This window comes from Bacillus sp. AL-1R (genome assembly GCF_052180195.1).
Classification (GTDB): domain Bacteria; phylum Bacillota; class Bacilli; order Bacillales; family Bacillaceae_G; genus Gottfriedia.
In genome coordinates this window covers 1686304-1712151 of record NZ_CP197469.1, presented here as the reverse complement: position 1 = coordinate 1712151, position 25848 = coordinate 1686304, and the positions used below count along the sequence as shown (strand labels likewise).

The following is a 25848-nucleotide window of genomic DNA, read 5'->3' as shown; positions in this document are numbered from 1 at the left end:
TTACTTTCCATATCCCATGGCCATAAAGAAACGTTTCGACCTATAACAAACAAGAGTGTATTGTTTATTATTGGCACAAAAAAGCCATGGGGAATATAAACCCATGGCTAGATCGTCATTTGAAATCTAAGTTTCAACGTGGTCCGTCCTGCGTAGAGATAGGGTTCATAATCATTATGAAATTATGTGGTGCTTTTTTGTTTAATTTTCTTACAATCATCATGTTAACCTACCTCCTTCTTATTTGATATTCTTATCATATACGAGTGTACTTTAAAATGTCAAACTATTTTTATTAATTTAATTATTTAATTTTATAAACAACTGCTTCATAAGGTCTTAAGCTACTATTCACACCCGTTAGACTTGAATCTTTATAATTACTTAATAGTATACTTACTTCATCATAGCGCTCTTTATGACTAAATTTTAATTCCTCATTTGTAAAGTTAGCTACAATTAATAATTTTTCATCATTATACTGTCTTATATAGGCAAATACTTTTTCATCATCTTTTGCAAGCATTTCAAAAGAACCATAAACAATAACAGGGTTTTCTTTTCGCAATTGGATTAGCTTTCGATAATGATGAAAAATTGAATCTGGGTCATTTATCGATTGTTCAACATTTATTTTAGTAAAATTCGGATTTACTGTTAACCAAGGGTTTCCTTTTGTAAAACCGCCATGCTTTTCGCCATTCCATTGCATTGGAGTACGTGCATTATCTCTACCTTTTGTATAAATCGATTCCATTATGTCTTCGTGCTTATACCCTTTTGCAATACGGTCATAATACATATTTTTCGTTTCAATATCGTCATATTCATCAATGCTTTCAAATTGAATATTTGTCATTCCAATTTCTTCACCTTGATATATATAAGGTGTACCTTGCATTAAATGAAGGATTGTAGCAAGCATTTTCGCACTTTCAATACGATATTCCTGATCATTACCCCATCTAGAAACAATCCTTGGTAAATCATGATTGTTCCAAAACAAGCTATTCCATGCCTTCCCATCAAGCTGAGTTTGCCACTTATGAAAGACTTCTTTTAGCTCTAACAAATTTAATGGCTTTAAATCCCATTTTTCTTTACCTTCTTGTTGATCAAGACCGATATGCTCAAATTGAAAGATCATACTTAATTCGTTACGGGCAGGATCTGAATAAAACTTTGCAATTTCAGGAGTTGCTCCCCAAGTTTCACCAACAGTCAGTACATCATGATTTCCAAACGTTTTTTTATTCATTTCTTGTAAGTATTCATGTAGCTTTGGACCGTTCGCTGTAATTTCTTGATCAGGAATTTTCCCAATTAAATCTATTACATCCATTCGGAACCCACCAATTCCTTTATCAAGCCAAAAATTCATCATATTATATACTTCTTCGTGAACTTTTGGATTCTCCCAGTTTAAATCTGGCTGTCTTTTACTAAATAAATGCAAGAAGTATTGACCAGTTTGTTCATCATATTCCCAAGCACTGCCACTAAAAACAGAAGGAAGGTCATTTGGTTCACTTCCATTCACAGGATCTCTCCAAATATAATAGTCTCTATATGGATTGTCTTTGCTCTTTCTAGATTCAATGAACCACGGATGCTCATCAGATGTATGGTTCACAACTAAATCCATTACGATTTTAATCCCTCGATTATTCGCTTCAGAAATTAATTCATCCATATCATTCATCGTACCGAACTCTTCCATAATGTCACAATAATCACTAATATCATAACCATTATCATCATTAGGAGATTTATATACAGGACTCAACCAAATAACGTCTATTCCTAAAAGCTTTAAATAATCAAGCTTTTCGATTATTCCTTTTAAATCACCTATTCCATCACCATTGCTATCCATGAAACTTCTAGGATATATTTGGTAAACTACACTATTATGCCACCATTTTTTCTCCATTTAAACTTCCTCCTAGATTTTTGTAAAAATTAATATCTTTAATCTTTACTACTTAAACAAGTTACTCAGTTGATTTTTTCTAGATACATTAATACGGTACGTGAAATTAGACTGTGTTCAAACCTTCTCTAAAAATGTGCAACCGTGTGCATTTTTTCGTTCTATAAATTGTTCTATAAATTGTTCTATAAATTGTTCTATTTATAGAAAATGTTTATACGAAGTTCTATTTAACCGCTTACATTTTCTATTTTAACAAGTTTAATCATTTATGCAAACATTTTCATTTTTCTTCATAAATAGTAACAACGTTTATATGTATAGTAAACCTGATCAGTAGATTGATATATCCATTTTTTCAGTTATACAATTAAACTATTTTTTTCCTAATTTAGAATTTTTATTAGATAAGACAAGCTATCCCATCATACTATATAAAGCTATGTACTTTTTAATATTGTTGGGGGGAAGATGTTGTTTAAGCGCTGTTTTAACTTTTTATTAGTACTTCTTTTATTTTTGAGCACTACTTTTGTTCAATCTTACGCTGCAGATGCAAAGCCTGTTTCACAATTTATCATTATTAATAAAACGATTAATAGATTAGCTTTTTATGAGAATGGTAAATTGGTAAGAGAGTTTAAAGTTGCGACAGGAAGAAGTGAAGATTTAACTCCTGAAGGTAAATTTAAGATTGTTAATAAAATTGTAAATCGTCCTTACTATAAGGATCATATTCCTGGTGGTGACCCAAAGAACCCACTTGGTAATCGATGGTTAGGTTTAAACGCTAGAGGTACTTGGGGTACAACCTATGCAATCCATGGAAATAATAACCCTAGTTCAATCGGAACTTATGCTAGTAGCGGCTGTGTAAGAATGTATGATGAGGAAGTAGAGTGGTTATTTGATCGTGTTAACAAAAATACCACTGTTTTAATCACCTCATCAACTAAATCATTTCAAGATATAGCCATTGCAAATCATTTATTTGATGATGAATCTGATAGTGTTGTTGTAACAAAACCAACAGATATTCCAACTAGCTTAAAATTAGGTAGTGTCGGTTCAGAAGTTGAATGGCTACAGGACACTTTAACAAAATTAGGATACTCTACAAATGGTGTTGATGGTTATTTTGCTAAAGGAACTGATCAAGCTGTAAGAGCTTTTCAACTAGTTAATGGATTAGAAGTTGATGGAGTCGTTGGGGCAGGTACAAAAAAATTATTAATCGAAAAACTCCGTGATAAAAAACGGGAATTGGTGTCAGCCTATTTTTATACTTTTACATTAAAGAAAAATATAAAGATAAATGGTGCGGTTCGTACTGATAGTCATTTAAATGGGGTACAAAAACTAAATTACTAAAAAAGCTGTTGAACCCATCAACAGCTTTTTTCTCTTTATTATTTCGTTAAATATAAGTACAACAGTTTCATCGTATTTTCCATCGCGCTATAATGCGTTCTTTCCATACCATGAGAAGCATGAACTCCTGGCCCAATTAACGCTCCGCGAATATCTTGCCCCCCGCGTAAAGCAGCAACTGTATCAGAACCATACATCGGATAAATATCTACCGCATAACTAAGCTCATTTTCCTTCGCTAAGTTTACTAAATCAGTTGTCATATTATAATCATACGGTCCACCAGAGTCTTTTGCACAAATCGAGACATCATATTCAGTACAGCTTAAATCATCTCCGATACAACCCATGTCAACTGAAATTAATTCAGTAATATCAGATGGGATATAAGAAGAACCATGTCCAACTTCTTCATACGTTGAAATAAATAATTTTGTTGTATATGTAGGAACTATTTTTTCCCTTTTAAATAATTCAAGTAAACCAATTAAACAGGCTACACTTGCTTTATCATCAATAAATCTTGATTTTATAAATCCGCTTTCTGTAATTGTCGTTTTCGGATCGAAGAAGATAAAGTCTCCTGGGCTAATGCCAAGATTTAATACATCCTCTTTTGACTTAACGCATTCATCAATACGAACTTCCATATTTTCTGGGTCACGTTTTTTTGTTTTACTATCTTCGAATACGTGAATTGAAGGACTTGTAGATAAAAATGTACCCGTATAAATTTTTCCTTCACGCGTTCTAATTTGACAATATTCACTATCAAGCGTTGGTACGATTGGTCCACCAATAATTGTAAATTTTAGGGTACCTTTACTTGTAATTGATCGAACCATTGCCCCTAATGTATCGACATGTGCTGATAATCCAATAACTTGCTCATTGCTTTTACCAGGAATTGTAATCACGCCACAACCTTTATTAGTCGTTTCAAAATCATATCCTAAACTATTTGTCCAAGACTGAATTAATTCCATAATTTCAAAGCAAAAACCACTTGGGCTATTAAATTCTAGTAATTGTTTTGCTGTTTGTAGCACATATTCTTTATCAATTTTAATATTCATAGATTTTCCCCTTCAATTTTGAAATTTTCATGCAATTCTCAACGTATTTATCATACATTTATTTATGTTTGTTATCAATCATTCATCATTCTGCCTTAACATGATTAGTGTATTGCAATTCGATTATTCTCATATAAATGATAGAGATCGTATAGTAAATGAGGTGAATATGTGTATTTTTTCAAACCGATTACTGAAAAGGTCAGATTGTTTCAACTAAAATTTACTAATCAAAATAAAACTAAGAAATTTATTTTAGTTTCTATTTTTGCTTGCATTTCTGCACTGTTTCAAGCTGCAGGTGGCCTATTACCAGCTATCGGATTATTGTTAAGTCCGCTCGCAACCGCACCAATTTTATTATGTTCCATGTTTTCTATTTCAAATGGAATAAAGTCTTATATTCTAACAATCATGTTGTTATTCACCTTGCAGCCAACTGAACTAATTGTCTTTCCTTTTACAACAGGACTATTAGGACTTGGAATAGGCCTTGCTTTTCACTTCTTTAAAAAGAGATTATCGATCATTGCAGTTGGAGCTATGGCTTTATCGCTAGGTATTTCGAGCCTATTATTTCTATTCAACTTTCCAGTCTTAGGGCCGGGAATTTCTGATTCTTTTTCAATCTATACAGTTCTCATTATTTTAGTATTTTCATTTCTTTATTGCTGGTTATGGGTTGAAACCTCTTTAATGATTATTAAAAGATTGGCTCTTTCGAATTAACGAACATTCTTATAAAATAACTGACACTTAGTTCAAACTAGTTACATAAGGAAACGTTTAATATCCCTTCAGATTTAGCTGAAGGGATTCATTTTTTTGCTTTAACTTCCTGTTATTCCCTGCACAAATCAATTAACTCTTAATCTACGTACTCGATATCATTAGTTTGACACCATACAATCGCTAAATCTTTATAACGTCTGTCACGATAACTATACCAATCCATTTCAAGATCAAATTCTATCACTGCATCCTTAAACCTTCTAAATGCGCCTTTTCCTTCAATCGTTATCAGTAAAATGTTTTGTATTTTCACATCATTAACAGTTAAACAAAAGTCTTTAACCATTTTATATTCATCAATTTCATATTTTGAAGGTAATTCTTTATAGTCCTCAAAGTTTTCCACTATTTCATTTGCGACCTCTAAATTTTCGATCTGCCAATCTTGTAAATCATCATCTATCAGATTTCCATCTTCTGCATCAATAAGGTCTTCTTCAGCAACAGAAAAAACTTCACCAGTACTAATTTTAATAAATGAACGATATCCATCCATTTGCATTTCCATTTCTTCAATTATATATCTTAACTTTGCTTTAATTGACATAATAAATCACCTTCTTATTTTTAATTTAAGACAAGTCAGTTTTGTTACACAGATAATTATACTTGATAGTTTAGTAATGAAAGTAGTTTCCTTCTAAAAAAACTCAAACTCACTAAAAAAAATTGGAATGCCTTAATTCACCTCATAGTATTGGCATATTTAATACAATTAGCTGTGCAAAGATTGGACCGTTGTCAAAATTTCACGATAGTACATATGTAAAAAAACAGTGAATATATTGTTGTTATGTTGTTTATTTTTTTAGATTAGGAGTGATTAAATAATTATGAAGCAACCAAAACGTGTTCTTATTTCCGGAGCGAGCATCGCAGGGCCAGCCCTTGCATATTGGCTTAATCACTATGGTTTTGAAGTGACTGTAGTAGAAAGAGCACCCGCATTACGCCTTGGGGGATACTCTGTTGATATTCGTGGCGCTGCAATTTCCGTGCTTGAAAAAATGGGTATTCTCGATCAAGTTCGTTCATTAGATACACAAATGACTGGCGTTTACTTCGTGAATGATAAAGGTAAAGTGAAAGGTAAAATCAGCGAAGCAAGTATAGGTAATCAGCACGGAATGGATATTGAAATTATGCGTGAGGATCTTAGTACCATTTTGTTCGATTTGACCAAGGATAAAGTTACATATATTTGGGGAGATTCAATTACCTCTCTAGATGAATCAATGACAGGGGTAGAAGTTCACTTTATTAATTCGAAACCAGATACATTTGATTTAATTATAGGGGCTGATGGAATCCATTCCAACGTACGTACGTTGAAATTTGGTGACGAAGATCAGTTTAAACGTACTCTTGGTTGTCATATCTCCATTTTCGAATTCGAAAATTATCTTAATCTAGATCACTCTCAAATGCTTTATACCGTTCCGGGCAAAACTGTTGGAATGTATAGTGCAAATGATAAATCGGAAGCAAAAGGCATGTTTGTGTTCCAATCCGAGCCACTTCAGTATGATCGCTATAATACGGAAGAACAAAAAAATCTGATTAAAAATGCTTTTGAAGAACTTAAGGGCTGGGAAACACCGAACTTGCTCAAAAAATTGATTCATGCTTCAGATTTTTACTTTGATGAAGTATGTCAAATACACATGCCAACATGGTCAGATGGCCGAATTGCTTTAGTTGGTGATGCTGCTTATTGTCCCTCTCCCCTTTCAGGTCAAGGTACTAGCCTTGCGCTTGTCGGAGCATATGTACTTGCAGGAGAGCTGAAAGCTGCTAATGGTGATTACAACAGGTCATTCAAATGCTATGAAAAAGAGATGCGAAATTTTGTTGAAAAAAATCAAAAAATAGGGCTTTTATCAGCTGGAGGATTGGTTGAAAAATCAAACTTTAAAATTTTATTACGCAATACGATGTTACGTTTTCCCATCTTAATGAATGCAATGTTTAAAATGATTACGAGAATGATCGTTAAAGCTGCCAAAGAGATTGAACTGAAAGAATATTAATCTATAACATTTTTTAGTTTACTAAATGAAACCGCGCTCAGTATAAATTCTGAGCGTTAAATAATTAGCATACATAATGAATAGTGAGTTTTATTGTGAAAAAATTTATTCTTAATTTCAAATTTGTTAATTGTTTCTCATGTTCGAAATTGTTACCAGAATCAAAATCACAAGCCTCTATTTTTCGTTTTTTTTAAACGTGAGAAAAAAATTTTTTTTAGCACATTCCCACTTGAAAACCTTGCTATTTCAACGTTTTTTCAACTGGGACATTTTACGTCCACAGGGTGGGTAAAGTCCCTGGAGAAATAGTGATTTGAACGTGTTATAGTGGGTTTAGGAGGTGTTTCTAATGCAAATTTTAATCTGTAAAGAATGCGAAGAAACTATTGATTACGCGGAGTATAAAAAAGTAGTGAAAATTTATTCAACTTGCGAAAACTGCAAAAACGAAGCAGTAACTTCAACTGAAAAATAACATAGAACAAAGAAACTATTTTGTCATCATGACCTTAAATAAAGTACTTAATTTTTAAAGGTTAAACAAAATATCAACTAATAGATTATTGAAAATTTAAAAAGAGGCTCTCTAAAAAGCTCGGTTTGATTAAAAAGACGTCAAATTAAAAACGCAAGAATGCTGTTAAATCAACATTCTTGCTTTTTATTTTTTTAAATTTCAAGGCTGAATTCTACCTTCGAGGACTGCCACGTTTATTTTTATTTACATTCCATATCATGAAGTTTAATTGAATCCTTAAACACATTTAAAATAGGAAGTTCGGGTGGATTAATTTCTGTTGGAAGGTCGTGTAGACTAAAAAAGCGTAACTCGAGTACTTCGCTTTCTTCCTTCTCTAATTGACCAGTATATTCAGTACATATATAAGTCGCAATTACATTATATACCTCATCTCCATGAGGATATTTATAGTAAAATTCTTTTCCAGAAAAAATGTTAAAAAACTCGATGTTTAATGCTGTTAGACCAGTTTCTTCCTTCAATTCTCTTTTAGCCACTTCTTCTAAATTTTCACCTAACTCTAATGAACCACCAGGTAACCCCCAAGTCTTATTATCTTTCCTTAATTGTAATAAAACTCTCCTTTGTGAATCTAATAAGATAACATTTGCACCTGCCATTAAGATCGGTCGGCTACCTACAACTTTTCTTAAATCCATAATATAACCCACTTAATTCCTCCCCAATATACGATGATTATTTCCAATTCAATTTTACCAAATAACCCCATTTTAGACCATTTAACTTACTCAAAAAAATAAAACAACCACGGGATATGTAAATTTCCTCCGTGGTTGTTTATAGACTCGCATAGGATAAATTAACTAAAAGTCACGGTAATATCTCAAAAATCGTACCCATGTTCAAATCCGTCACTTTCATAGACCCATAAACCGCTAAATAAATTTTTGTTTGATTCAAATTCGATCCTAAACCTACAAAATAGGCCGGTTGTGATCCGAAGTTATAATCTGTTTGTATGATACTGTAATCACTTTGTTTACCATCTATCCTTAATTTCGTATATGCTAAAACCCCCTTAACTTGTGCTTGAGAGCCCTTTCTTACCAAATCAGTAAACAAAACGCTACCAGTTAAACTAGGTATTTCATTCCCCATATATGGCTGGACTCCCGTAAGTGCAGTTCCCTCAAACTTATCTGGTCTTGGATCTTTATGAAAATAACTAGTTAAAGGTGGCAGACGACTTGTTGAAAGTGTTACTGCCTGATTGTAATAAGCTATTGTTTTCTCATCCAAATTTGCATTTTCATTGCATCCTTTTATTGTCGAAGTTGGAAAAGAACCTTCCCAACCTCTCCAGCCGAAGTTTATAAATCCTTCCATCTCAGATTCTGAATGCATATTGACTAAAAAAGAAGCAGGTATTGGTTTATATTGAACAAATGAAAAAAGTGACTCGACCAAATCCTGCCCGACATTTCCAATATATTTAATATATTGATTATAAAATTTTTGAAATGAAATTCCTGTTACATTACGAACCCCTTTAGCTAGTACTGTGAGAGATTCTAGAATACTTGTTGGAAGTTCATTAAAACGTGTGACAATTGGTGGATTATTGCCGTTTATATGTTTATCTACATCAATTTCAATGATTTTACCCGCAATTTCCAAATTATCTTGGCTTAAGTTAAATGGATCATAGCCTGATCCACCATCTCCTGTTGTTAAAACAAGTTTACTTGTTTCGGGTGAAAAATTTAAGGTGTTAAGTCCATTATGATTCGAAAACGGTCTTCGGATGTTCAATAATGTCCGTCGTTTCTGAGGCTGAGCATTTGATTGTAATACCCATTCTTCAACTGTATCAATATGGTCATATTGAGTTTTTCTATTTTCCCATTTCAAGTTTAATGTTTTAGGATCACATGGATTAGGTTTAAAAGAGTTAGAAAGAGCACCGGGCCCTTGAGAACCAGCTACTGAATAATGTAGATAAAATAACCCATTATGATAAAAATTAGGATGAAATGCTAACCCAAGCAAGCCGCGTTCATCATAGCCTCCAGACTCACCTAATTTTAATACCCGGGGGCGAATATCTAAAAATGTTTTGATTTCTCCATTTCCTATGTAAAAAATCTCTCCTACTTGTGTTGCTATAAACAATCTTTCAACAAATTCACCTGGAAGAATAGTTGTCTTCATAACGGTTGGTAAATTAATCTTACTAACGATTGGACATAAATTAACTTTTATCAACGATCGATACACCTCCTTCATATTATTTTCTTCTATAAAATTATGATAGGAATAGTTCTATTAGTACCTCAATTCATTTCGAATAGAACTCGATAAAAAGCTTTTAATGATTCAAATAGTATGATCGTTTCTTTTTGTCTTTATTGTTAAAATATAGAGCATAAGCCTGTACATATGTTTTCACCATTTGTCTTTTAAAGAAAGGAAGAAGTAACTTTGATAACTGCAATATTTATATTTGTATTAGCCGGTTTAGCTGAAATTGGCGGAGGATACCTTATATGGTTATGGTTAAGAGAAGGTCAATCTGCTTATTTAGGTTTAATCGGTGGGTTTATTTTGGCAGTTTATGGTGTCATTGCAACGTTCCAAATTTTCCCATCGTTCGGTAGAGTTTACGCTGCTTATGGAGGCGTATTTATCGTTCTTTCAATTTTATGGGGCTGGGGTGTTGATAAAAAATCACCTGATTTATATGATTGGATCGGAGCAGCAATTTGTTTAATCGGTGTGACTGTCATTTTATGGGCACCTCGTAATTAAAACCCTTTCGTAATGCAATAAAACAGCAAAACGGTTTTTATTTAGCGATTTTGAAGGATAGTACAATAAGAAATTGAACTATTTAATTAAGAAAATTAATTTTTTTATGATTAAGGAGGAAAAAAATTGTCAATACAAGTAGGCGATATGATTACATTCGAACGTACTTTTACGGTAGAAGACGTTGAATTGTTTACGAAAGTTTCTGGTGATACAGGCGCACACCATATTACGCCTGATGAACAAGGAAGGCTTGTCATTCAAGGATTGTTGACTGCAACTTTACCAACTAAAATAGGTGGAGATCACAACGTATTAGCACGAACGGTAAATTTCGAATTTTTAAGACCAGTTTACTCTGGTGATACAATAACATGTGAAGTTACAATTTTAGAAATATGAAAGAAAAGAGAATAGAATATCGATCATGTCATCTTTCTTATGTACAAATCAGAATAAAAAACAAGTATTAAGTGGGAGCTTTGCGGGAGTAATATTATAACAAAGGAAACCAACTAGCATTCTTCTTTTCTAGCAACTAAATGAAGGATGTCCGACTCCAATTGGAGAAGTGCTAAGACATTGTTCACATTTTATGGCCATAGTCTCAGAACTCGAACATCCTACAATTGATTCCTTATTAATTTTGATATAATGACTGTAATGCCAAATGTTCTAAATCTTTTTTTACATATATATCATATTGAGTATTTTCATTAAATCTCCTACCGCTAAAATTCATCGGTAGTTTTGTCTTGTACTCAATCCCATTCTTCTTCAATTTCCCTATAATCATAAAATAGTTTTCATAACCATACGTAGTATAAATTAACTTCCACTTTTGGTTTAAATATAATTGAATGAAACTATACAGTACTATCATGATCAATACATAGATTGCTAGATCTAACATATTTAGTCCCTCCAATTTATACTTTTTATTAAACATAATAAATAACTACTAGTTTTTATGTATGGATTTTCGAATTTTATTATTTTAATGTATTTTTTCTATTTAAAAAAACACTCCAGTAAAAAAATACTGGAGTCAGTGTGTAGACAAAGTACAAAAAATCTGATTTTCAGACTGATTGCAACCGCTTGTCTTTCGAGGCGCGAAGCCTGGTGAGGAGCGGAGTTACCTTAGACGGTAATGAGCATCGCAGACCGGCGAAGCAACGAAGAAAGCGAGCGTTTGTCAACAGTCTGACTCCAGTAAATAAATACTGGAGTTACGCTAATTTTTGGTTGATTTCCACTAAAACCAGTCATGAGTAAGAAACTTTCAAACTTTCGCTGGTTTACTTCCTCATGAACCGCTTATGAGGAAGTATCTTTCATATTTTCGTTGGTTTCCTTCCTCATGAACCGCTTATGAGGAAGTATCTTTCATATTTTCGCTGGTTTACTTCCTCATGAACCGCTTATGAGGAAGTACCTTTCATATTTTCGTTGGTTTCCTTCCTCATGAACCGCTTATGAGGAAGTATCTTTCATATTTTCGTTGGTTTACTTCCTCATGAACCGCTTATGATGAAATACCTTTCAAATTTTCACTAGTTTACTTCCTCATGAACCGCTTATGAGGAAGTATCTTTCATATTTTCGTTGGTTTACTTCCTCATGAACCGCTTATGAGGAAGTATCTTTCATATTTTCGCTGGTTTACTTCCTCATGAACCGCTTATGAGGAAGTACCTTTCATATTTTCGTTGGTTTCCTTCCTCATGAACCGCTTATGAGGAAGTACCTTTCATATTTTCACTAGTTTACTTCCTCATGAACCGCTTATGAGGAAGTATCTTTCAAATTTTCACTAGCTTACTTCCTCATGAACCTGTTATGAGTATAAACCTTTCAAATTTTTGCTTAAATAATATATACTGAGACTTCTGTTGTTCTATATTGACAACAAAATATTTCAACAGTCTGACACTCCAGTAAATAAATACTGGAGTGAAAAAGATTTTAAAAGAATCCTAGTTTACTCGGTGAATAACTGACAAGCAAATTCTTTGTATTTTGGTAGTGGTCTAACATCATTTTATGCGTTTCACGACCTACTCCTGAATTTTTATAGCCACCAAAAGCAGCATGAGCAGGATATGCATGATAACAGTTTACCCAAACTCGACCTGCTTCGATGTTGCGTCCGAATCGATAAGCCGTATCCATATCACGAGTCCATACACCCGCCCCTAATCCATATAATGTATCATTAGCGATTTCCAATGCCTCTTCTTTTGTTTTAAATGTAGTGACCGAGACAACAGGACCAAAAATTTCTTCTTGGAATACTCTCATTTTATTGTTCCCTTTAAAAACAGTAGGGTTTACATAAAAACCATCTTTCAATTCTCCATCAAGAACATTGCGACTACCGCCAACTAAAACTTCTGCCCCTTCATTCTTTCCAATTTCAAAATAAGATAAGATCTTATTCAATTGCTCTTGAGAAGCTTGGGAGCCAATCATTGTTTGAGGATCCAATGGATTTCCTTGTTTAATCGCTTTCACTCGTTTTATTGCTCTATCCATAAATTCTTCATAAATTGATTCATGAATTAGTGCTCTTGATGGACATGTACATACTTCTCCCTGATTTAAGGCAAACATCGTAAACCCTTCAAGTGCTTTATCGAAAAACTCTTCATTGTCTACTACATCTTCAAAGAATATATTAGGAGATTTACCACCTAATTCTAATGTAACAGGAATTAAATTCTTTGAAGCATATTCCATAATCAGTCGCCCAGTTGAAGTTTCACCAGTAAATGCAATTTTCGCAATTCGATCACTTGAAGCTAATGGTTTACCCGCTTCAAGTCCAAATCCGTTTACAATGTTAACAACTCCAGGTGGCAATAAATCTTGAATTAGTTCCATTAAAACTAACACAGAAGTTGGCGTTTGCTCAGCCGGTTTCAAAACAACACAATTCCCCGCAGCTAGTGCTGGAGCAAGTTTCCAAACAGCCATTAAAATTGGGAAATTCCAAGGTATAATCTGACCGACAACTCCTAATGGCTCTTTATAATGATATGCAACTGTATCACCATCAAGTTCACCGAGTGATCCTTCTTGCGATCTGATACAACCGGCAAAATAACGGAAATGATCAATTGCTAATGGAATATCTGCAGCTAAAGTTTCACGAACAGGTTTACCATTTTCCCAAGTTTCAGCGATTGCAAGATATTCTTTATTCTCTTCCATACGATCAGCAATCTTATGTAAAATATTTGCCCTCTCAGTTACTGACATTCTCCCCCATTTACCTTTTGCACTGTGTGCCGCATCAAGTGCTTTTTCGATATCTTCTGAAGTCGATCTAGCTACCTCACAAAAGACTTGTCCAGTTACAGGCGATACATTTCCGAAATACCGTTCCCTTACTGGCCTTACCCATTCCCCACCAATAAAATTGTCATAACGATTTTTAAACGTAATTAATGAACCAGATTTTCCAGGTGTTGCGTAAACCATAATGATTCCTCCTTATTAGCTTGTCTCTTTATAAGCCTATGAACATGTGAAACGATCTATGACTAATAAATAGATCGTTTAATTTGGAAAATTTTTTTGATTCATAACGAATTATTAGGTAGAATGATAGAAGTGAAAAAATCTGTTAGAAAATGAGGGGTCACTGTGCGTAAAAACTTCCTAGATATTTTATATCTCCTTGTTGGGTCAGCTATATTTGCAGTTGGTGTTAACTTCTTTGCTATACCGAATAAATTAGCTGAGGGTGGCTTTACCGGCATTACGATGATTACTTATTATTTATTTAATTGGTCACCTGATGTCGTATATTTTGTTTTAAATGCTTCCTTGTTAATAATTGGATATAAATATTTAAAGAAACAACTAATCATATATACAGTTATTTCCATAGTAGCAATTTCATTTTTCTTACGTATTACGGACGGTTATGGCGTACCAACAAACGAAACTTTACTAGGCACTATTTTTGCTGGTGTTTTAATTGGTCTAGGTTTAGGAATTGTCTTTCGTGCGGGGGGTACAACAGGTGGTTCTACAGTACTTGCTCAAATGGTTCATCAATCCTTTGGGTGGAGTATTAGTAAATCTTTACTATTATTTGATCTAATCGTCGTTTTAGGTGGTTATTTTGTAATCGGCTTTGAAAAGACTTTATATACTGTAATTTCTATTTATATTGGTATTAAAGTTATGGATTTTATCATGGAAGGATTAAATCCTAAAAAAGCGATTACGATTATATCCGACCAAGCGAATGAAATTGCCCAAATCGTATCAAACGAAATGAATCGAGGAGTAACGATTTATCCTGCAAAAGGCCACTTCTCTGGCTTAAGAAAAGAGTCCTTATATATTATTCTTAATAATAAAGAACTATTTGAACTAAAAAAAATAATTCATACAATTGATCCAAAAGCATTTGTCGTAATACATGATGTAAATGACGTGTTGAAAGCAGGATAAAAGATTTAAGTAAATAAAAAAACAAATCGCTTTAAGTAATCAAACTTAAGTGATTTGTTTTTTTCTTTTAAATTGCTTTCGCTTTATGGTCGCACATCATTTTCGACACCACTAATCAATGGCTAATAAGTCATTGTTTTTTTTATGCAGTTTTGTCTGTTTTTTAAAATCGTTAGTATATTTCAACAGTTTGTAACATCTTTAACCGTTTTTATATGAAATAAATGGTAAAGTCAAATTGTAAATCGTTATAACTTTGAGAAGGAGGTGCGACAAAAAACAATTAATTTTATAACAACTTCTTGTTTAAACCCTTCATATTCTTTGCCACAGATCACTTGATTATCTCCATCAACAGGTAATTCTCTACCCTTAGGCTTTTGTATCCTTTAACTCACTTATTTCAGAAAGCTACATGCAACACTTGCTGTTATCCGAATGTATTTGTAGCATTGGTTACATTTCACCTTTCTACTTTTTTGTGACTTGAATCTCACAATACTAATAGTTCAAAATCATATTTTTTAGATTGTCCATCAGTTTAGAAGTTTAATATTATTACAACAAAAGGAGCGCTAATTTAATAAAAAATCTGAAAACAATGTTATTTTCATGCATATCAGTATCATTGTTGAGTCTAGTTTTTACTATCCCTGCATTAGCTAGTACAAGTATCTTCAATTTCCAGATGAATAAAGTTTATTTAGATGGAAGAGTAAATGCAGCTTATCACAAACTGGATGCAGGTACAGTAGGTATTAATGGTTCTACTTATGTTTTCAGTAAAGATGCAGGTGCTAAAACCACTCCTACTGATTTATTGTTTACTCTTTGGAATGCAACTTCTGGTAACAGCTTTGGATCTGTTAAAGCAAAAGTAGGTAGTAATTTTTCAGGAAAGTTTAAATCAGTAGGTGGTGGAACTAAATATTATTTAATAATTACAAGAGTGAATGGTTTAGACGACGGTAATAATATCAAAGGTTCTGGTACACTAAAAAATTAGAAAAATATATTTAAAACATTCAAAAATATTTATAAGTCATAAAAATCAATCTCTTATACGGTTTATTTTGGAGGGGATTCTCAAAATGAAAAAGATGATCGATTTCAATTGATGGATTTTGTATGGATCTATATTGATATTATTAATGATACTATTTGTATTAAAGACAAAATTCAAAAAAGATATTGTGTATTTAATTTTCTTCTCTATTATGTTTATCTATTTATGTTATGTTTTAAAATACTCTCAATTTCCAATCTATCTATCTCAAACATACAGGAATATGTTTGGGTTACAAGCATGGAATTTGAATCTAGTTCCTCTTATACACCTTACAAAGGATGATTTTGAGACTTCTATACTTAATGTCTTGATGACAATTCCATTTGGATTCGGACTTCCTTTTATTACAAAAAGTACATTAACAAAAATAGCCATAGTAGGATTATTGTTAGGGATCATAATTGAGTCTTTGCAAGGAATTATTGGACTACTTAATGGTTTCTCTTTTAGAGTTGTTGATATAAATGACCTCATATTTAATTTTATAGGTACTTTAATTGGATATAGTCTATTCAAATTATTTTCTTTTCTATTTAAGCTAATAATAAAAAAAGCTAATATAAAATTAAACTCGCTATTAAAACATATTTATAATGCTTGAGAAGTGATCTAATTTAATAAACGCCTAGAATGTTTTTACCAACATTCTTAGGCGATTATTATAAAGATTACACACTATGCAATAACTTATATTGATTTCCCTTTTAAATCTACAACTAACCTCTCATTTATTCCATCTAGTTCCTTTTGTAATTTAACGATTTTTGAAATTTGAGCTTTCTTTTCTTCATCTGTTTCTTTTTCTTCTGCATTTATTGCAGCTATTTCTAGTTGTAGCTTAATTCGTTCATTTAATAATGTTTGTTGATCATTTGAGATGCTCTGTCTACCGTTCCATTCTGCAAAAGAGCCTTTGAATTCATATAGATTCCCGTTTTCAATATGGATTACACGATTTGAGACCTTTTTTAGTAAATATGGATCATGTGATACTACAACTACAGCCCCAGGATAAGATGCTAAAGCTTCTTCAATTCTTTCTCTTGTGTGAATGTCTAAATAGTTTGTCGGCTCATCAAGTACAAGTAGGTTTGAATCTGAAAAATATAGTTTTACAAAAGCGACTCTGCATTTTTCTCCCATACTAAGTTCCGCTATTTGTTTGTATACATCTTCTCTTCTAAAAAGGAAACATGCTAAAATTGTTCTTGCTTCTGTTTCAGTCAAATTTGGTAGTGATAATATTTCATTTAAAATTGTTGAATCCTCATTTAATGCTTCAAGTTCCTGCATAAAATAACCTATTTTTAATTGAGGATTATGTCTTACACACCCATTATTAGGAATGATTAATCCTGTTAATAATTTTAAAAATGTTGATTTACCAGAACCATTTTTTCCGATTACAGCTAATCGATCTTCTCGATTTAAAATAAAATCAACTTGATTAAATAACGATTTTTCATCATATGAAAAATCAACTTTTTCAAATGTAATCATTTGTTTTGCTGAAAATGAATCATTTTCAAAGCTCGCTGAAATTGTTTTAACTTCCTTTGGTTTTTCTACTTTTCTTTTTTCTAATCGTTCTAAATCCTTTTCTTTTGATTTAAATCTTAATGCGTTTTTTGCCGCTTTTTTCTTAGCAAAAGGATCACGTTCACTAGCCGCATTATGTGAACTTGTAAACCATTGTTTATATTGATTTATTGTTTCGATAAGTTTTTTCTTTTCCGCTTCTTGTTTTTCAAATTGTGCTTGCTGAGTTTTTCTCTCATGCTCTTTTTGTATTTTGTATGCTGAATAGCCACCATTATACTTAAAGGTACCACTTTCAGTTAATTCAACAGTTACAGTCGCTACGTCATCAATAAATTGTCGTTCATGTGAAATAAAAAGGACACTACCTTTATAGTTCTGTAACCATTCTGTTAACCATTGGATCGACTCAGTGTCTAAATGATTTGTTGGTTCATCTAAAATTAATAGCTTAGGTTTTTTCAACATTACTTTTGCTAATTTGACTTTTGTTTTTTGTCCACCACTTAAATGACTGAATGGGATATCCCATAACGATTGCGGTAATTGAAATTTCTTAAGAATTTGATCAATTTTCGTTTCCCAATCATAGCCGTCTAATTCTAAATAGTTGCTTAAACTCTCGTTATATTTTGCAAGATTTTCTTCATTTGACAAGTCACGTAAATACTTTTCTAAATTCTTTTTGATTAAAAATCTCTCTTGATCAAACGATTCAACTACTTCTCTTGCTGAAAGGTTTTGTTGATTCTCTTCATCAGTTAAAAGCCATCCAATTTCATCTTTTGAATAATGAATTTGTAGCATTCCTTTTTTTAATGGAATATTACCTAAAAGTGCATTAATAAATGTTGACTTCCCAACTCCATTTTCACCAATTAATGCTACCCTTTCACCTTCTTTTATGTCTAAGTTTCCATTATTAAAAATTGTTTTTCCATTTAACTCTATTTCTATATTCGATGCTTTTATAATAAACATATACTTCACTCCATCCGATTTTAATCGATCACTCTGCTTAAAAAATTCGATCTGTTTTCGAAAGTATTTTTTAATGAGAGAAAAATAAAAAACACACAAGCAGTATCTGCCTGTGTGTATTGGATGTAATTTAATAAGCCATGTATATATGAAAAAATATACGTGAGTTTATACTTCAAATGAAATGAAATAATAAATAAACCATGTTTTTATTCAATGGATTAATTTAATATTCGTATAGGCTCATAAATAGACAGACTTATCCAATTTCTCTGATTTCAGGCAGAGTACTTTTTTGCTATAAAATTCGTTAGCTTAAAAAGTTATCGGATATTGTACATAGTGTCTAAATTTGATGCCTCCTTAAAAATATTAATTTAATCTTAGCTTACTTTTAGTATGAATTCAATGGTTTCTTTTTATTCTTTCCAAATTAATGCCAATTCCTTACTTAATTTCTTTCTTATTTGGCGACTTTCTAAACGCTTAAATGCTAATTGCTGTAATTTTATTTCTTCCTTAGTTTCTGGTATAACCTCTACTACTTTATGTGGTTTACCATCTTTTAGTGCAACAAATGTTACAAAACAAGTTGCAGCAACCCTTTTTTCACCTGAAAGTAAATCTTCGGCAGTAGCTCGAACAAATACTTCCATTGAGCTTGAGCCTGTTAAAATCACGAATGATTCATAATATATGCAATCACTTTCGCGAACTGGACATAAAAATTCTACTGAATCCATCGATGCGGTTACACATTCCATTCTTGAATGCTTTGTAGCTGAGATGGAGGCAATTAAGTCCATTGCTGCAAGCATTTTTCCTCCGAATAATGTACCATGATTATTTAAATCAGTTGGAAATATTCTACTACTATCAAATACTCTGGATTCTTTTACATATCTACCATTCATCGATTTCACCCTATCATTTAATAATTGTATAATATTTTTCTCGAACTATTTTTGCAGATTTTACCATATTTGATAAGGCATCTATTACCTCAGTTTCATTACGCGTCTTTAAACCACAGTCTGGATTAACCCAAAATCTATTTGCATCACATACTTTTAAAGAGCTAATAATATTTTCTTCCATATCCTCAACCGACGGTACCCTCAGGCTATGAATATCATACACGCCTAATCCAATTCCAAAGGGATAAGGGGAATTTGATAAATAAGTAGAAAATTCTTGATGACTTCTTGCATGTTCAATTGAAATAACATCTGCGTCTAAATCAATAATTGTATCCATAATATCGCTAAAGTTGCTATAACACATATGAGTATGTATTTGCGTTTCGTTTCTGACACTTGATGTAGTTAAACGAAATGCTCTCGTTACCCAATGTAAATATTGATCCCAATCCTTTTGCTTTAAAGGTAATCCTTCACGAATGGCAGGTTCATCAACTTGAATAATTGAAATACCAACAGCTTCAAGTGCTTTTACTTCTTTACGTAGGGCTAATGCAATTTCATATGCTATTTCCTCTTTTGTTCGATCTTCACGAACAAACGACCAATTTAATATTGTGACTGGGCCTGTTAACATTCCTTTGACTGGTTTAGTTGTTAAACTTTGTGCATATGCAGTTTCATTTACTGTAATTGGCTTTGTAAACTCTACTTTACTAAAAATAATAGGCGGTTTAACACAGCGCGACCCATACGATTGAACCCATGCTTTTTTCGTGAATGCAAATCCCTCTAGTTTTTCACCAAAATATTCAACCATATCTGTACGCTCATATTCACCATGTACTAAAACATCCATTTCAATATTTTCTTGAATTTCAATCCATTCTTTAATTTTCATTTTAATTTGATTTATAAATTCTGAATCATCGACCATTTTTTTTCGCCATTGCTGTCTTATTTGTTTAATTTCCTTCGTTTGAGGAAAACTTCCAATTGTCGTCGTTGGTAAAATTGGTAAATTCATTACTTTATTTTGTATTGGATATCTTAAATGAAATGGTACTGGTCTTCTAAAATCTTCTTCATTAATCGATTCTAATTCATTCAGAGTTTCGTTATTTTTTTGGCTTAGTTGTTTTAAATTTACTAAACAATTACTTGCATATTTAACTTCATTTTCAACTAAGTTCGGATTGTAAATAAATAAACTTTTTAGTAAAACTAACTCTTCTAATTTTTCATTGGCAAACGATAAAGCTTCAAACAAAGTATCATTTAATAAATTCTCTTCAACTTTTGTAACTGGTACGTGAAGCAAACTACAAGATGGTTGAATCCACCAATCTTTTGGACTTATTTCCTTTTTAAGAGAATTTAAAAAATCAATAGATTCATTTATATCATTTCTCCAAATATTCCGTCCATTAATGATTCCTACACCTAGTACTTTGTCTTTTGGAAACCCGTACTCAAGAATCGACTGTAAGTTACCATCTTTACCGTGAACAAAATCAAGACCAATGCCTGCTACAGGAAACGAAATTAGTTCTTTATATTGTTCTACTGCTTCAAAGTAAGTTTGAAGCATAATTTATAATGAAGGGACAGCTTTTGCAATTTGTTCATAAATTTCTTTCATAAAATGAATATCTTCGCTTGATTCTTCTAAAACAAAACATGGTTCATCAATTTGTACCCACTCAACACCTTCATTCTCAAGCTCTTTAAGCATTTGAATATAAAGATTTACTAGATGATTTATTATGTTTCGTTTTTCTTCTTCTTTGTAACCTTTTGCTAACTGTACAAATGTATAGATTCCTAGAATGACAGGTTTTGTTTTTATACCAAGCTCAGTTAATGCCTCTTTGTATGCTTCTAATGGCTTATTGAATAATAATCTATGTTGCTTGTCTTTTTGATATTCAGGGACGATATAGTGATAGTTTGTATTAAACCATTTTGTCATTTCACAAGCTACAATGTTTTTACTACCTCTTGCTAATGCAAAATATGTATCTAGGCTTGGCCTTTCATTTATTTCACCAAATCGACTAGGGATCCAACCAAACATCGTTGCAACATCTAACACATGATCATAAAACGTAAAATCATTTACAGGAACTAGTTCCACACCTAAATCATGCTGTTTCTTTATTGAGTTTAATCTCAGTGATTTCATTTCTTGTTCAAATTCTCTTTGATCAATTTTCTTTTGCCAAAAGCTTTCTAACGTTTTTTTCCATTCACGATTTTCACCAATTCTCGGATATCCTAAATTACTTATGTGCACCATTTCTCCCTCTCCTTTTAACTAAAATAAAAAAGCATTTTTATCTCATATGAGACAAAAATGCCTTTAAGTTGGAAAACATAAATAATTAGAATACGTTAACTTAAGCTTTCTTTCCATAAGGCACCTCCCTATCTCTCGTAGGTCAAACAGCGTCGTTAGAATAGGCAGGTCTCCTGACTTAAGAATCTTTGTAAATAAAAGCCTTCCCTATATTAATAAGTGGCATCTTATTATTTACTCCTCTATTACAGTGGCGGGACCGTGTTGGAATTAAACCAAACTTCCCTTTTAAGTAAATGATTTTCAAACTTTGAAATTCATTTACACCTATTCCCTACTATTTAGTTTTAATCATTTTGTCATAAAATGCAAAAATAGTCAAAATATTTATTTTTTATTTTACGTGCAATTAAAAAAAATTCATTTTTAGTTTTATGAATACTGTAAATTTAGTTATTCAGACAATAAAAAACATTCGTATGAAAACCTCATCAGTTTAATGACTGATTGATCTATTCATACGAACGCATTATTTGTTTAAAGGAACATCCTTTTAACTAAGAAATTAATTAGTTAGCTATTTTTTCATCTGTTTGATCATTTAAAGGTTTACGTTTTCCGATACCAAAAGCATAGAAACAAATAACAAGAATTGCTAAGAAAATAATCCCTACAATAAGTGAAATACGTGTATCATCATTAAACCACATACCGATTAATACCATAACTAAATACGCTAAAGTTAAGTAGTTCGTAAATGGTGCAAAAGGCATTTTAAAAGGATGATTCTTAATTTCATCTCCCATTACTTTTCTGAAACGAATATGACTAATTAAAATGACAAACCAAGGAATCATCCCAGGTAGTACGCTTGCACTATATACATATACGAATAAGTTCTTTGGTGCAATAAAATTTAAAATAACGCCGATTACTAAACCAACTAGTACACCGATCGTACCAAATAAAGGCACCCCGTGCTTTGAGACTTTTGTAAAATATTTAGGTGCTTGTCCATTTATACCTAATGTATAAAGCATACGACCTGCACTATAAATACCACTGTTACAGCCAGACAATGCAGCAGTGATTACGACAAAGTTAATAATTCCAGCTGCAGCTGTAATACCAAATTTTGCAAAAGTTACAACAAATGGGCTACCAATTGAATTTAGTTGATCCCAAGGGAAAACAGTTACAATTACAAAAATAGCACCAATATAGAAAATTAAAATACGCCAAATAAGACTTTGAATCGCATCTTTTAATGTCTTTTTCGGATTCTCTGCTTCTCCAGCTGTAATACCAATTAATTCAACACCTTGATAAGCTCCAACAACAAGTGATAGTGCAAAGAAGAAACCTGACCAACCACCTGTAAAGAAGCCGCCATTTTTCCAAAGGTTAGATACACCAATTGCATTTCCTCCGTTTCCTAAACCGAAGAAAATAAGTCCAAATCCTGCAACAATCATTAATAATATTGTGACAACTTTAATCATTGCAAACCAAAATTCAAATTCACCAAATGATTTAACCGAAACTAAATTTGCTGCACCAAGAATCGCAATTGCAATAAGTCCAGGTATCCAAGCAGGTAGATCTGGGAACCAGTACTTCATATATGCGCCAACTGCAATAATTTCTGACATTCCAACAATAACCCACTGGAACCAGTTACTCCATGCAGTCATATACCCTGCTAAAGGATGTATATATTTATGGCCAAATGTTGCAAATGAACCTGTACTTGGCTCAACGTATAGCATTTCTCCCATTGCACGCATAATGAAGAAGATGAAAATCCCCGATATTGCATAAGCAAGCATTACAGATGGTCCTGTCCAATGAATTGTACTAGTTGAACCCATAAATAAACCTACACCGATTGTACCGCCTAGGGCAATCATCTGAATATGGCGCGCTTTCAATCCTTTTTTCAATTGCTTTTCTGCCATTTTATTTCCTCCCCTTACACTACTTTAATAAAAATTTCATTTAAGAAACTTTACTTAAGTACGATTTTGTAACTGAATTGATTAAAACAAGTGTCATAATCAATCTTAAAAACCTCTCCCCTAAAACCATTACTAACTTATCAAAAATATTTACAGTTAAAAAGCTTCTTTAGTTCCTATTATTAACTTATTTTTCGAATTGAATTAGGAATATTTTTCTTATTTTTCTTACGTAAAATACTAATATAAAAACCAAGAAAACCACCAATAATAGCTGGTAATATCCAACCTAAACCTAAACTATACAACGGAAGATACTTAGAGAAGAAATGATGAATTACTTCAATCTGTATTCCAGCTGCGTTTAACCCATCAAATAGGCTCACAATAAAAGTTAAGATTAAACTACCTTGATACACTTCTGATCTACCTTTAAATGCATAGTGTAAGAATGTTAAGAAAATTAAGGATATAGCAATAGGATATAATGTCATTAATACAGGAATTGAAACTTTAATTAATTGGGTTAATCCTATATTTGCTATAAGAGTACTAAATACAGTCATAATGATGGCAATTTTCTTATAGGAAATGTTTGGAAACAAGTCATGGAAAAAAGTAGAACAAGCTGTAATTAGTCCCACACTCGTAGTTAAGCATGCCACTGTAATCATTAAACCTAAAAAAATTGCTCCATAAGAACCAAAATAATACTCTGATACTTTCGCTAAAACTTCAGCTCCATTATCTAATCGACCAAGTTGCTCAACACTTGAAGCCCCCATATAAGCAAGAGCAGAATAGATAATTGCTAAAAGTGTAGCAGCTATAGCTGTTGACTTTCCACAAACGATCATTAGCTGTTTTTTAGTTGTAACTCCTTTTCCTTTAATTGCGTTTACAATAATAATTCCAAAAACAAACGCTACAAGAGCATCCATTGTTAAATAACCTTCTTGAAAACCTTTAAAAAATACATTTGTTGAGTATCCTTTAAATGGCTCTTGAAATTTTCCAATTGGACGAATAATAGCGATTACAACAAGCAATCCGATAAACGTTAATTTAATAGGAGTTAGAAATTTTCCAACTACATCAATAATCTTTGTAGGATTAAGTGATAACAAGCATGTAACTGTGAAAAATAAGATTGTAAATATGATTAAAGCACCAGGATTTGCATCATTCGACAAAAAGGGTTTAACGCCAATTTCAAACGATACATTCCCTGATCTAGGGATCGCAAAAAATGGACCAATTGCTAGATAGAGAACCGTAGTAAACACAATACCAAACAACGGATGTACACGTCTAGCTAAAGATTGTAAATTTTTTTCACCTGAAAAAACAAAAGCTGTAACACCTAATAATGGTAGTCCAACTCCAGTAACTAAAAAACCGGCATTGGCAATCCATAAGTTTTTTCCGGCTAACTGTCCAAGTATGGGTGGAAAAATTAGATTTCCTGCTCCAAAAAACAGTGCAAATAACATAAAACCTAAAATGATGATAAAAGTATTAGGTACTCTTGGTGACATAAACAACAACTCCGATTAATAATTTGTATTAAAGTTTCCCAATTGGACTAATTTTCAGACCAAACAATCTTACCTCAGATTTCTATCAAATTCAATAAAATTTCAATAAAATTATTCTATATTAAGATATTGTTTCTTCGTCTGATACTATTTTGACACAAAATATTCAAAACTATTGATCCTATTCAGTCGTTTCACTATTAGATTGTTGCTTGCAGAGCATTTATGCTTGGTTTAAAAGTAAAAATTAATCATAAAAAAAGAGCCTCAATTGATAAACTGAGGTGCTTTTTAATTGTTCTATTTATACAATTGCATAATTATTTAAAAGTTTAATCATATGGACCTTATTGAACTTTTGCTTTGTTTTTTTATATATAATTGGTTCATGCTGCGCGAAATTTGCTAAAACCATAGTAAGAGCAGTACCTATTACATGAAGGATTATTACTAAAAATAAATAATACATTAAATATGATGCTAAAAATAACACTACTAACCATTCGAACCACATAGAAAATGCGTGATTGCTTGTATAAATATAATCATATGAACTAGCCTAAAACCTATAAAAAGGGGT

The 25848-nt window shown here is 32.2% G+C and carries 19 protein-coding genes, 2 pseudogenes and 1 riboswitch; of the genes and pseudogenes, 9 read left to right on the top strand and 12 right to left on the bottom strand.

The genetic code is table 11. The annotated features are described in order from the left end of the window. Positions 1–304: 304 nt before the first annotated feature. On the bottom strand, positions 305–1933 hold the full coding sequence (locus tag ACSBO6_RS07970) for a glycoside hydrolase family 13 protein (protein WP_498844448.1): 1629 nt from the start codon (positions 1931–1933) through the stop codon (positions 305–307). Positions 1934–2407: 474 nt separating this feature from the next. Here ACSBO6_RS07970 and ACSBO6_RS07965 point away from each other — a divergent pair, with 474 nt between their 5' ends. Beyond that, a complete protein-coding gene (locus tag ACSBO6_RS07965; RefSeq protein ID WP_286138488.1) occupies positions 2408–3304 on the top strand; it encodes a L,D-transpeptidase family protein in 897 nt (298 codons plus the stop codon). 38 nt (positions 3305–3342) lie between these two features. On the opposite strand, the gene ACSBO6_RS07960 is transcribed toward ACSBO6_RS07965, so the two are convergent. Then, entirely contained in the window at positions 3343–4380 is a 1038-nt protein-coding gene (locus ACSBO6_RS07960; RefSeq protein WP_069034425.1) for a M42 family metallopeptidase, read from the bottom strand. A gap of 171 nt (positions 4381–4551) precedes the next feature. On the opposite strand from ACSBO6_RS07960, the gene ACSBO6_RS07955 reads away from it, so the two are divergent. After that, positions 4552–5109: a hypothetical protein gene (locus ACSBO6_RS07955; RefSeq protein ID WP_098848242.1), complete on the top strand. Its 558-nt coding sequence runs from the start codon at positions 4552–4554 to the stop codon at positions 5107–5109. 139 nt (positions 5110–5248) lie between these two features. Here ACSBO6_RS07955 and ACSBO6_RS07950 read toward each other — a convergent pair whose 3' ends face one another. Then, positions 5249–5719 (bottom strand): UPF0158 family protein, encoded by a 471-nt coding sequence (locus ACSBO6_RS07950; RefSeq protein ID WP_098848243.1) that lies wholly within the window; start codon positions 5717–5719, stop codon positions 5249–5251. 286 nt (positions 5720–6005) lie between these two features. Here ACSBO6_RS07950 and ACSBO6_RS07945 point away from each other — a divergent pair, with 286 nt between their 5' ends. Both ACSBO6_RS07945 and ACSBO6_RS07940 read left to right on the top strand, forming a co-directional pair. Further along, positions 6006–7202 (top strand): FAD-dependent monooxygenase, encoded by a 1197-nt coding sequence (locus ACSBO6_RS07945; RefSeq protein ID WP_098848244.1) that lies wholly within the window; start codon positions 6006–6008, stop codon positions 7200–7202. Between the two features lie 352 nt (positions 7203–7554). Further along, complete coding sequence (locus ACSBO6_RS07940; RefSeq protein WP_098848245.1) at positions 7555–7680, top strand: GapA-binding peptide SR1P; 126 nt, start codon at positions 7555–7557, stop codon at positions 7678–7680. Between the two features lie 242 nt (positions 7681–7922). Here ACSBO6_RS07940 and ACSBO6_RS07935 read toward each other — a convergent pair whose 3' ends face one another. Together ACSBO6_RS07935 and ACSBO6_RS07930 are read right to left on the bottom strand one after the other, a co-directional pair. Next, positions 7923–8396: an NUDIX hydrolase gene (locus ACSBO6_RS07935; RefSeq protein WP_098848246.1), complete on the bottom strand. Its 474-nt coding sequence runs from the start codon at positions 8394–8396 to the stop codon at positions 7923–7925. A 160-nt stretch (positions 8397–8556) separates the two neighbouring features. Further along, entirely contained in the window at positions 8557–9897 is a 1341-nt protein-coding gene (locus ACSBO6_RS07930) for a PQQ-dependent sugar dehydrogenase (RefSeq protein WP_498844662.1), read from the bottom strand. A 270-nt stretch (positions 9898–10167) separates the two neighbouring features. On the opposite strand from ACSBO6_RS07930, the gene ACSBO6_RS07925 reads away from it, so the two are divergent. Continuing rightward, entirely contained in the window at positions 10168–10494 is a 327-nt protein-coding gene (locus ACSBO6_RS07925) for a YnfA family protein (RefSeq protein ID WP_098848248.1), read from the top strand. Between the two features lie 126 nt (positions 10495–10620). Beyond that, positions 10621–10996, top strand: a pseudogene (locus ACSBO6_RS07920) (hotdog domain-containing protein). Positions 10997–11134: 138 nt separating this feature from the next. Here the strand turns inward: ACSBO6_RS07920 and ACSBO6_RS07915 are convergent. Next, entirely contained in the window at positions 11135–11407 is a 273-nt protein-coding gene (locus ACSBO6_RS07915) for a hypothetical protein (protein WP_098848249.1), read from the bottom strand. Positions 11408–12462: 1055 nt separating this feature from the next. Then, positions 12463–13980 carry an acetaldehyde dehydrogenase ExaC gene (gene exaC / locus ACSBO6_RS07910; RefSeq protein ID WP_098848250.1) on the bottom strand — a complete coding sequence of 506 codons (1518 nt, stop codon included), beginning with the start codon at positions 13978–13980 and terminating at the stop codon, positions 12463–12465. 165 nt (positions 13981–14145) lie between these two features. On the opposite strand from exaC, the gene ACSBO6_RS07905 reads away from it, so the two are divergent. The 3 genes from ACSBO6_RS07905 (at position 14146) to ACSBO6_RS07895 (ending at position 16634) form a co-directional block, all read left to right on the top strand. After that, a complete protein-coding gene (locus ACSBO6_RS07905; protein WP_098848251.1) occupies positions 14146–14964 on the top strand; it encodes a YitT family protein in 819 nt (272 codons plus the stop codon). A 631-nt stretch (positions 14965–15595) separates the two neighbouring features. Next, the gene (locus ACSBO6_RS07900; protein ID WP_498844447.1) at positions 15596–15970 is read left to right on the top strand and encodes a hypothetical protein; all 375 of its coding nucleotides are present in this window, start codon (positions 15596–15598) and stop codon (positions 15968–15970) included. A 145-nt stretch (positions 15971–16115) separates the two neighbouring features. Beyond that, entirely contained in the window at positions 16116–16634 is a 519-nt protein-coding gene (locus tag ACSBO6_RS07895) for a VanZ family protein (protein WP_498844446.1), read from the top strand. Between the two features lie 86 nt (positions 16635–16720). Here the strand turns inward: ACSBO6_RS07895 and abc-f are convergent, their stop codons facing one another. From abc-f to brnQ, 5 genes and pseudogenes are all read right to left on the bottom strand, one after another. After that, the gene (abc-f, locus tag ACSBO6_RS07890; protein ID WP_098848254.1) at positions 16721–18553 is read right to left on the bottom strand and encodes a ribosomal protection-like ABC-F family protein; all 1833 of its coding nucleotides are present in this window, start codon (positions 18551–18553) and stop codon (positions 16721–16723) included. Between the two features lie 419 nt (positions 18554–18972). Next, positions 18973–19467 (bottom strand): acyl-CoA thioesterase, encoded by a 495-nt coding sequence (locus ACSBO6_RS07885; RefSeq protein ID WP_098848255.1) that lies wholly within the window; start codon positions 19465–19467, stop codon positions 18973–18975. Positions 19468–19480: 13 nt separating this feature from the next. After that, a pseudogene (gene metE / locus ACSBO6_RS07880) lies at positions 19481–21772 on the bottom strand (5-methyltetrahydropteroyltriglutamate--homocysteine S-methyltransferase). A 146-nt stretch (positions 21773–21918) separates the two neighbouring features. Further along, a riboswitch (cobalamin riboswitch) is annotated at positions 21919–22118 on the bottom strand. Between the two features lie 223 nt (positions 22119–22341). Next, the gene (locus ACSBO6_RS07875) at positions 22342–23730 is read right to left on the bottom strand and encodes an amino acid permease (protein ID WP_098848257.1); all 1389 of its coding nucleotides are present in this window, start codon (positions 23728–23730) and stop codon (positions 22342–22344) included. 182 nt (positions 23731–23912) lie between these two features. Next, positions 23913–25268, bottom strand: a complete 1356-nt coding sequence (gene brnQ / locus ACSBO6_RS07870) for a branched-chain amino acid transport system II carrier protein (RefSeq protein WP_098848258.1) — start codon at positions 25266–25268, stop codon at positions 23913–23915. Positions 25269–25848: the final 580 nt, after the last annotated feature.